8 protein-coding genes are annotated in these 7,909 nt (G+C 69.5%); 3 read left to right on the forward strand and 5 right to left on the reverse strand.

From position 1 onward, the window contains the following. The first annotated feature begins 56 nt into the window (after window positions 1–56). The gene (locus ACWDSL_RS19720; protein WP_450487019.1) at window positions 57–536 is read left to right on the forward strand and encodes a nuclear transport factor 2 family protein; all 480 of its coding nucleotides are present in this window, start codon (window positions 57–59) and stop codon (window positions 534–536) included. Between the two features lie 98 nt (window positions 537–634). Continuing rightward, window positions 635–1,162 carry an anthrone oxygenase family protein gene (locus ACWDSL_RS19725; protein WP_450487021.1) on the forward strand — a complete coding sequence of 176 codons (528 nt, stop codon included), beginning with the start codon at window positions 635–637 and terminating at the stop codon, window positions 1,160–1,162. 34 nt (window positions 1,163–1,196) lie between these two features. On the opposite strand, the gene ACWDSL_RS19730 is transcribed toward ACWDSL_RS19725, so the two are convergent. From ACWDSL_RS19730 to ACWDSL_RS19740, 3 genes are all read right to left on the reverse strand, one after another. Further along, window positions 1,197–2,768, reverse strand: a complete 1,572-nt coding sequence (locus ACWDSL_RS19730) for a sodium:solute symporter family protein (RefSeq protein WP_450487023.1) — start codon at window positions 2,766–2,768, stop codon at window positions 1,197–1,199. A 400-nt stretch (window positions 2,769–3,168) separates the two neighbouring features. Continuing rightward, window positions 3,169–3,951 carry an SDR family oxidoreductase gene (locus ACWDSL_RS19735; protein WP_450487025.1) on the reverse strand — a complete coding sequence of 261 codons (783 nt, stop codon included), beginning with the start codon at window positions 3,949–3,951 and terminating at the stop codon, window positions 3,169–3,171. A gap of 125 nt (window positions 3,952–4,076) precedes the next feature. Next, window positions 4,077–5,258 (reverse strand): aminotransferase-like domain-containing protein, encoded by a 1,182-nt coding sequence (locus tag ACWDSL_RS19740; RefSeq protein WP_450487027.1) that lies wholly within the window; start codon window positions 5,256–5,258, stop codon window positions 4,077–4,079. A 161-nt stretch (window positions 5,259–5,419) separates the two neighbouring features. On the opposite strand from ACWDSL_RS19740, the gene ACWDSL_RS19745 reads away from it, so the two are divergent. Further along, entirely contained in the window at window positions 5,420–6,271 is an 852-nt protein-coding gene (locus tag ACWDSL_RS19745) for a hypothetical protein (protein WP_450487029.1), read from the forward strand. A gap of 84 nt (window positions 6,272–6,355) precedes the next feature. Here the strand turns inward: ACWDSL_RS19745 and ACWDSL_RS19750 are convergent, their stop codons facing one another. Together ACWDSL_RS19750 and ACWDSL_RS19755 are read right to left on the reverse strand one after the other, a co-directional pair. After that, window positions 6,356–6,565, reverse strand: a complete 210-nt coding sequence (locus tag ACWDSL_RS19750) for a DUF397 domain-containing protein (RefSeq protein ID WP_450487031.1) — start codon at window positions 6,563–6,565, stop codon at window positions 6,356–6,358. A 195-nt stretch (window positions 6,566–6,760) separates the two neighbouring features. Then, window positions 6,761–7,645 carry a helix-turn-helix domain-containing protein gene (locus ACWDSL_RS19755; protein ID WP_450487033.1) on the reverse strand — a complete coding sequence of 295 codons (885 nt, stop codon included), beginning with the start codon at window positions 7,643–7,645 and terminating at the stop codon, window positions 6,761–6,763. Window positions 7,646–7,909: the final 264 nt, after the last annotated feature.

A 7,909-nucleotide genomic window follows, 5' to 3' on the forward strand; every position in this document is an offset into this window, starting at 1 on the left:
CTCGCGCCCATTACCTCGCCGGTAATCGACGTTCCTCCCCGGGCCACGCGAACATCGTGCGCAGCAGACCGCACGGCACCAGCACCGAGGAGACCGATATGGCCGCCACCGCCGCCGACATGACCATCAGCGAGCGCACCCGCGCCACCGTCCAGCAGTTCCTGGCGCGGATGGCGGCCGGTGACCTTCAGGGCCTCGGCGAACTGTTCGCCGAGCGGGTCGACTGGCAGATCGCCGAGAACCCGGACGTCCCGTGGATCCGCCCGCGCGCCACCCGCGCCGACGCCGTCGCCCACTTCCGCGAGCTGGGCGAGAGCCTGGCCCCGGACCCGGAGGGAAACACGATCGACGTCATCGTGGTGGAGGAAGCCGAGGCGATGGTGACGGGGACCCTGGCCGGCACCGTACGCGCCACGGGCAAGCGCTACCGGTCTCCCTTCGCGGTGCGGGTGACCGTCGAGGACGGGCTGATCGTCCGCTACTGCGTATACGAGGACAGCCGGATGTTCGCGGTGGCCTGCACCACCGACGCCTGAGCGACCTCATATCGTCCGCCGTGACCTGAGACGCTCGCTTATGTCATCGAGCCTTTCGGCCATGGCCCGTCTCGCCGCGCCGCGCTTGGCTGTACGGCATGACGTACCACCACGCCCTCCAGACCCCCGTGCTGATCGCCGCCACCGTGGCCACCGGGCTGAGCGCGGGCCTCTTCTACGGATACGCGTGCTCCGTGATGCCCGGCCTCGGGCAGGCGGACGACCGTACCTTCGTCGACGCGATGCAGCGGATCAACGTGGCGATCCTCAACGGCTGGTTCGCCCTGATCTTCGGCGGCGCGCTGCTGCTCTCCGCGCTGGCCGCCGCGGCGCATCTGCGCGGAGCGGGGCGGTCCGCGCTGCCGTTGATCGTGGCCGCCGTCGCCCTCTACCTGGTGATGCTGGTGATCACCTTCCGGGTCAATGTGCCGCTGAACGACGCGCTGGCCGACGCCGGCCATCCGGACCGGATCGGCGACTTGGACCTGGCGGCGGTGCGTGAGCGGTTCGAGGAGCGGTGGGTGCGCTGGAACGTGGTGCGCGCGGTCACCTCCACCGCGGCGTTCGGCCTGCTCGCCTGGGCCCTGGTGGTGAGCGTCCGCGGGGGCACCCGCGGGGCGGGATGAGCGGTCCCGCCCCGCGGGTGCCTGCCGCCGCGCCTCAGTCCGTCGCGCCCGCGACCGAGCTCTGGTCGGTCGCACCCCGCTTCGGCACCGACAGCGCGGCACTCGCCGAACCCGGCCCGTCGTCATCCGAGTTGAGCGAGTCGAGAATGGCGTCGCGCTCCGGGGTGTCCTCCGGCTTGATGTAGCCGATGGCGATGAAGAGCACGAGCGAGACCGCGAGCGGGACGGAGACCTGGTACTCCAGGTTCACTCCACCGTCGATCGCGTCGTTGATCGGGTAGTTGACCAAATAGAAGGCGAACAGCCCCAGCGCCCAGCTGACCAGCGCCGCCGTCGGACCCGACTTGCGGAACGCACGCAGCAGACCGAGCATCAGCGGGATCGCGATCGGTCCCATGAGCCCGGCGACCCACTTGATCACCACGGTGATGATGTCCCCGAAGAAGTCCGAGTTGACCTGCGTGGCGATGGCCATGGACAGGGCGAGGAAGAGCAGCGTGGCATAGCGCGCCGCGAGCAGCCCGGTGCGGCTGCTCCACCCCCGTACGGACTTGAAGATCGCGGGCATGATGTCGCGGGTGACGACGGCCGCGATCGCGTTGGCGTCCGAGGAGCACATGGCCATCGTGTGCGAGAAGAAGCCGACGATGACCAGCCCCAGCAGGCCGTGCGGCAGCAGCTGCTCGGCCATCAGCGCGTAGGAGTCGGCGGGCTTGTCGGTCTTGACGATCAGCGGCGCCACCCACATGGGGAAGAAGAGCACCAGCGGCCAGACGAACCACAGGATGGCCGACAGCCGGGCCGAGCGCTTGGCGGAGTGGGCGCTGTCGGTGGCCATATAGCGCTGCGCCTGGTTCCACATCCCGCCGTTGTATTCAAAGGTCTTGATGAACAGATAGGCGAGCAGGAAGGTCAGGGTGTAGGGGCCGACCGTCGGCTCGCGGTGGGTGTCCGGCAGGTCGTCCCAGACGTTCCACAGCGTGCTGATGCCGCCGAGCTCATGGAGCACGGCGACCAGCATGGCGATGCCCGCGATGAACTGGATCACGAACTGGCCCAGTTCGGTGAGCGCGTCGGCCCACAGCCCGCCGACCGTGCAGTAGACGGCGGTGACCGCGCCTGTGATCAGGATGCCCTGGTTGAGGGAGACGCCGGTGAAGATGGACAGCAGGGTCGAGATGGCCGCCCACTTGGCGCCCACGTCGACGATCTTCAGCAGCACCCCGGACCAGGCGAGCGCCTGCTGGGTGGGCACGTTGTAGCGGCTCTTGAGGTATTCGAGCGGCGAGGCGACGCGCAGCTTGCTGCGCACCCGGTTGAGCCGGGGCGCGAAGAGCTGGGAGCCGATCGCGATGCCGATGGCGATCGGGAATGACCAGGTGACATAGGACGTGATGCCGTATTGATAGGCGATGGCCGCATAGCCGGTGAACATGACCGCGCTGTAGCCGGACATGTGATGGGAGATACCGGAGAGCCACCACGGCATCTTGCCGCCGGCGGTGAAGAAGTCGCTGACGTCGTCAACACGTTTGTGGGACCAGACTCCGATGGCGACCATCACGCCGAAGTAGCCAATGAGTACGGTCCAGTCGAGGCTGTTCATGCCCCCTCCAGGGGTCCGTCTTATGAACAGGACCGCACTTCGCCGCGACGTTCGTCATGGGCGGGTTCCCCCGAGCGGGAGCGGGGTACTTCCGGGATTGAACCGCTTGTTCGGGCGGCCGGTCAAGATGTTTCCGGTCATGAATGTGAACGCAAATCAGAGCACAGAACGAATTTGCGCTTTCTTGACCTACCCGACGGTTGTCGTGAACGCGTCCGCGAACCCACGATGAGCGGGCACTTCGCCAGGCGCACGCCCACGCTCGACCGCACCAACGGACGGGCCGTACGGGAGCGGGATCCCGTCAGGCCGGAGAAGGAGGGCGCAACCCCCGTGCAATCCCTCTGTGCGACCCCGCTATAGCAACCGCTCTATGGCAATCTCTGTTGCGACGCTCGCGTCACCGCATCAGTTCACCGGCATTGACCAGCAATGACTGGCCGGTGATCGCCCGCGACCGGTCGGAGGCCAGAAACACCGCGGCCTCCGCCACATCCCCGTCCGTCGCCAGCTCGGGCAGCGCCATCCGATCGGCGAGCCGGGCCAGCACCTCGGGCTCCGGTACGCCTTCGGAGTGCGCGGCGTACGTGACGTACGCCTGCACCGGCGGACCCCACATCCAGCCGGGCTGCACGGTGTTCACCCGGATCCGGTGCGGGCCCAGCTCGCGCGCGAGCGAATACATCGCGGAGACGAGCGCGCCCTTGGACGCGGCGTACGCGGCCTGTCGCACCTGGGTGGGCGCGGCGACCGACGACTGCGTGCCGATCATCACCACCGAGCCGCCGCGCCGCTTGAGCGCGGGCAGGCAGGCGCGGGTCATCCGGAGCGTGCCGAACAGGTTGGTGTCGACGACCTGGCTCCAGGAGGCGAAGTCGGCGTCCTCCAGCCCGCCCATATAGCTGTCCAGCGCCGCCACATGGATGACGGCGTCGATTCCCCCGAACCGCTCGACCGCGAGCGCGGCGAGGGCTTCGCACTGCCGCTCGTCCGCGATATCGGTGGCGCGCCACGCGGTGTGCCCGCCCCCGGGGTCGGCCTCGGCGGCGGCCTTCGCCAACTGGGCCTCCGTCCGCGCCCCGAGCACGGCGTTGCCGCCGTCCCGCACACACGCCGCCGCGACCCGCAGGCCGAGACCGGGGCCGACGCCCGAGACGATGACGGTCTTGTCGCGCAGCAGCATGGGGTGCCTCCCCGGGGTGATCGCGATGACCTGACGGCGCCAGTGAACTGACGCAGCGTCAGATCGGGGCCGTCAGGCTAGGACGCGCACACCGAGAAGGCCATACCCGCGCCGCCGGGAGCCGCCTAGTGCAGGGCCTTTGCGAGGCGGCGCAGGCCCTCCGCGATCTCGTCCGGGGTGTGCGTGACGAACGACAGTCGCATCGCCGCCGGGTCCGGGGCGCCCGCGAAGAACGGGGCGCCCGGCACGTACGCCACATCGTGTGCGACCGCCACCCGCAGTCGCTCCGTCGCGTCGTAGCCCTCGGGCAGGGAGGCCCAGACGAACATGCCGCCGTCGGGGCGGTTCCAGCGGGAGCCGTCGGGCAGGGCCTCGGGGAGGCCCGCGAGCAGGGCGTCCCGGCGGTCGCGGTAGGCGTCGCGGACGTGGGCGAGGTGGGCGTCCAGGTCGGCGTCGGTCAGGTAGCGGGCGGCGGCCATCTGGGTGACCGTCGGGGTGTGGAGATCGGCGGCCTGCTTGGCGATGGCGCAGGCGCGGCGGAGGGTCGCGGGGGCGCGGAGCCAGCCGAGGCGCAGGCCCGGCGCCATGATCTTGGAGTAGCTGCCGAGCAGTACGGTGCGGTCGGCGGCCTCCGGGAGGCTCGCGATCCACGGCACCGGCTCGCCGGCGAAGCGCAGCTCCCCGTACGGGTCGTCCTCGACGATCCACAGCCCGCGCCGCTCCGCGACCTCCGCCACCGCGCGGCGGCGCTCGGCGGGAAGGGTGCGGCCGGTGGGGTTCTGGAAGGTCGGGATGGTGTAGAGGAGCTTGGGCCGCTCCCGCTCCACCAGCGCGTCGAGCGCGGCCGGATCGAGGCCGTCCTCGTCGCTCGGCACGGACACGATCCGCGCGCCCGCGAAGGAGAAGCACTGCAGGGCGGCCAGGTAGGTGGGGTCCTCGACCACGACCGTGTCGCCAGGCTCCAGCAGCGCCGTGGCCAGCAGGGTCAGCGCCTGCTGTGAGCCGCTGGTGACGAGCAGCGCGTCGGGGTCGGTCGGCAGCCCGCGGGCGGTGAGGCGGGCCGCGGTGGCGGCGCGCAGGGCGGGGTCGCCTTCGGTCGTCGAGTACTGGAGGGCCTCGCGCGGGGCCTCGGCGAGGACCCGGTCGAAGGCCGCCCGTATCGCCTCCGCGTCGAAGAGCTCGGCCGCCGGCAGCCCGCCGGCGAAGGAGATCACCTCGGGGCGCGCGGTGAGCGCGAGGATGTCCCGTACCGGGGAGCCGGCGACCGAGGTGGCGCGGGTCGCGAGGGCGGGGAGGTCGGCGCGCATGGGGCTCCTTCGCTGGTACGGATTCGCTGGTGCGGACGTCGGCGCGGACGTTTCCGCTGTCGCATGCAGCCTAAAGAGATCAGTGCACACGGCAACCGCTTTGTCCGCGATACGGTCGCGACCCTCCCCATCTGACGTGACGTCAGCTACATATGGGGGACATGAGCAGTGACTCGAGTGAGGACACGCGCGCCGAGGCGTACGCGGAACTGGCCTCCGTGGGCCCGTACGGAGTGCGCCCGGGACACGCCCTGATCACCATGGTCGAGCCGCACCCCGGTCATGAATACGCCTACAACCGCTGGTACGAGGACGACCACTTCATCGCCGGGGCCATGGCCATGCCGTGGATGTTCGCGGGCCGCCGCTGGGTCGCCACCCGGGACCTGCGGCAGCTGCGCTACCCGGAGAAGTCCGCGGTCGCCCAACCGGTCGCCGCGGGCTGCTACATCACGGTCTACTGGCTCACCGAGGGACGCTACGCGGAGCATATGAAGTGGACCGTCGGCATCAACAAGCGGCTCAACCGGGACGGCCGCGTCTACCAGGACCGTACGCATGTCTTCACGGCGTTCCAGGACCATGAGGCGACCGTCTACCGGGACGGCGCGGCGGGCCCCCGCGACTTCCACGCCCTCGACCACCCCTACGCCGGGCTGGTCGTCGAGGTCGTGGACGCCGAAGGTCCCGAGGCCCGCGCCGAGCTTCTGGAGTGGCTGCGGGCCAGGCATCTGCCCAAGCGCCTGGCGGGCTCGCCCGCGGCGATGGTCACCGTCTTCCGGCCGACGCCGCTGCCGCTGGACCGGATGTCGTATGTGAAGCAGGTGGAGGGGGTGGACACGCGGCTGACGCTGCTGTGGTTCCTGCAGCGGGATCCGCGCGAGTGCTGGGAGAAGCATTTCACCGGGCTCGACGAGGACGTGGCCCGCTCGGGGCTCGGCCGCGTCGAACTGGTCGCGCCGTTCATCCCGACGGTTCCCGGCACCGACCGCTACGTCGACGAACTGCGGTGATGTGCCACAGACAGCGGCGAGCCCTCTCGGCAGGGACGGCGGCCGGACGAGAGGGCTCGGTGCCCGAAGGGCGGGTGGCAGAGGTCAGCCGAGGTCGAAGGCCCCGCGGCGGACGTCGGAGACGAAGGTCGACCACGAACCCGGAGCGAAGCTGAGGGTCGGGCTGTACGGGTCCTTGGAGTCGCGTACGGCCACCTCGTCGACGACGGGAGAGGCTACTTCCACACAGGCGCCATTTCCCGCCGAGTACGAGGATTTCACCCACATACTCGTCTTTCCTTGCTGAATGGACACTTTTGCTCCGATACGTTTTGTTGATGAGATGCACCCCGTTTGGAGGCGAGACCGACGTTACTCGTCAACATCGTCGGGAAAGCCGGTTGTTCACTCGACCGGATGGCATATTCCATTGGCCCCTTCCGCGCCGTGGTGCGGAGGTGTAGGGTCCGGTCTTTTGGCGTCCACTCAGCGCGCGGTTCAGCTCTCGGTTCAGCTCTCTTCGCGACTCTCCTCGCGCCGGTTCGCGTGGTCCCGCGCCACCTCCGTGATGAACTGACGGCTCTGGTCCGCGTTCAGCGCCTGGGCCCGCAAATGCTCATACATCATGCTGTAGCTCTGCACATCGGTGTGCTTCTCCAGATACAGGTCGCTGGTCACGCCCTCCAGGTAGACGACGCTGGTGTCCGACTCGTCCGAGAACTCCAGGATGGTGAACTGCCCGCTCATCCCCGGATGGGAGCCCATGCCGAACGGCAGCGCCTGCACCGTCACATGCGGCTCGTGGCTCATCCGCACCAGATAGTCCAGCTGATCGCTCATGACCTTCGGGCTGCCGACCACCCGGCGCATCGCCGCCTCGTCCACGACCGCCCACAGCCGCAGCGGGGCGGCCGGTTCGGTGATCCGCTCCTGCCGCCTGAGGCGGACCTGGACCCGCTGGGCGATCTGCTCCTGCGGGGCCTCCGGCAGCGCGCCGCTGATCACCGCCTCGGCGTACTCCGGGGTCTGCAACAGGCCCGGGAGCACCTGCGGTTCATAGACCCGCAGCGATGCCGCGTCGGTCTCGAATCCGATGTAGACGCTGTACGGAACGTCACCGAAGGCGTTCCACCAGCCCTGCTGGCGGGACTCCTTGGCCATTTGCATAAGGGAATCGACGAGTGCCTTGTCCTCGACCTTGTAGGTGCGGCACAGGTCGCGTACGTCGCGCTGGCTGATGCTGCGGCGGCCGTTCTCCAGTCTGCTGATCTTCGACTGGGAGACCATCAGCTCCTCGGCCACCTCCTCCGCCGTCATCCCTTTCTCCTGGCGGAGCCTGCGGAGTTCCTGGCCCAATCGGCGTCGCCTGACCGTGGGTCCGACGTTCGATGTCACGGGACGTGCACCTCCGGCTTCGTACTGCTGATTCATGCTGTTCAGCAGCCTGCCACTACCGGTCGGCGCCGCGCTGGGAAATGGCCGCACAGGGTGCCTCTCGGGGCACACCCGACGCGCGCGGCCAACAACGCAGCCGACATGCGCGGTTCGCGTCGGCTTCGGGCGGCCTGGGCGGCCGCCCGAGGCGCGGAGACGCGAGCGCGCGGGGCGGCGGGCCGGCCGTCCTCGGGGGACAGGCCGGCCCCCCCCCCCCCCCCCCCC

This window comes from Streptomyces sp. NPDC000941 (genome assembly GCF_053599555.1).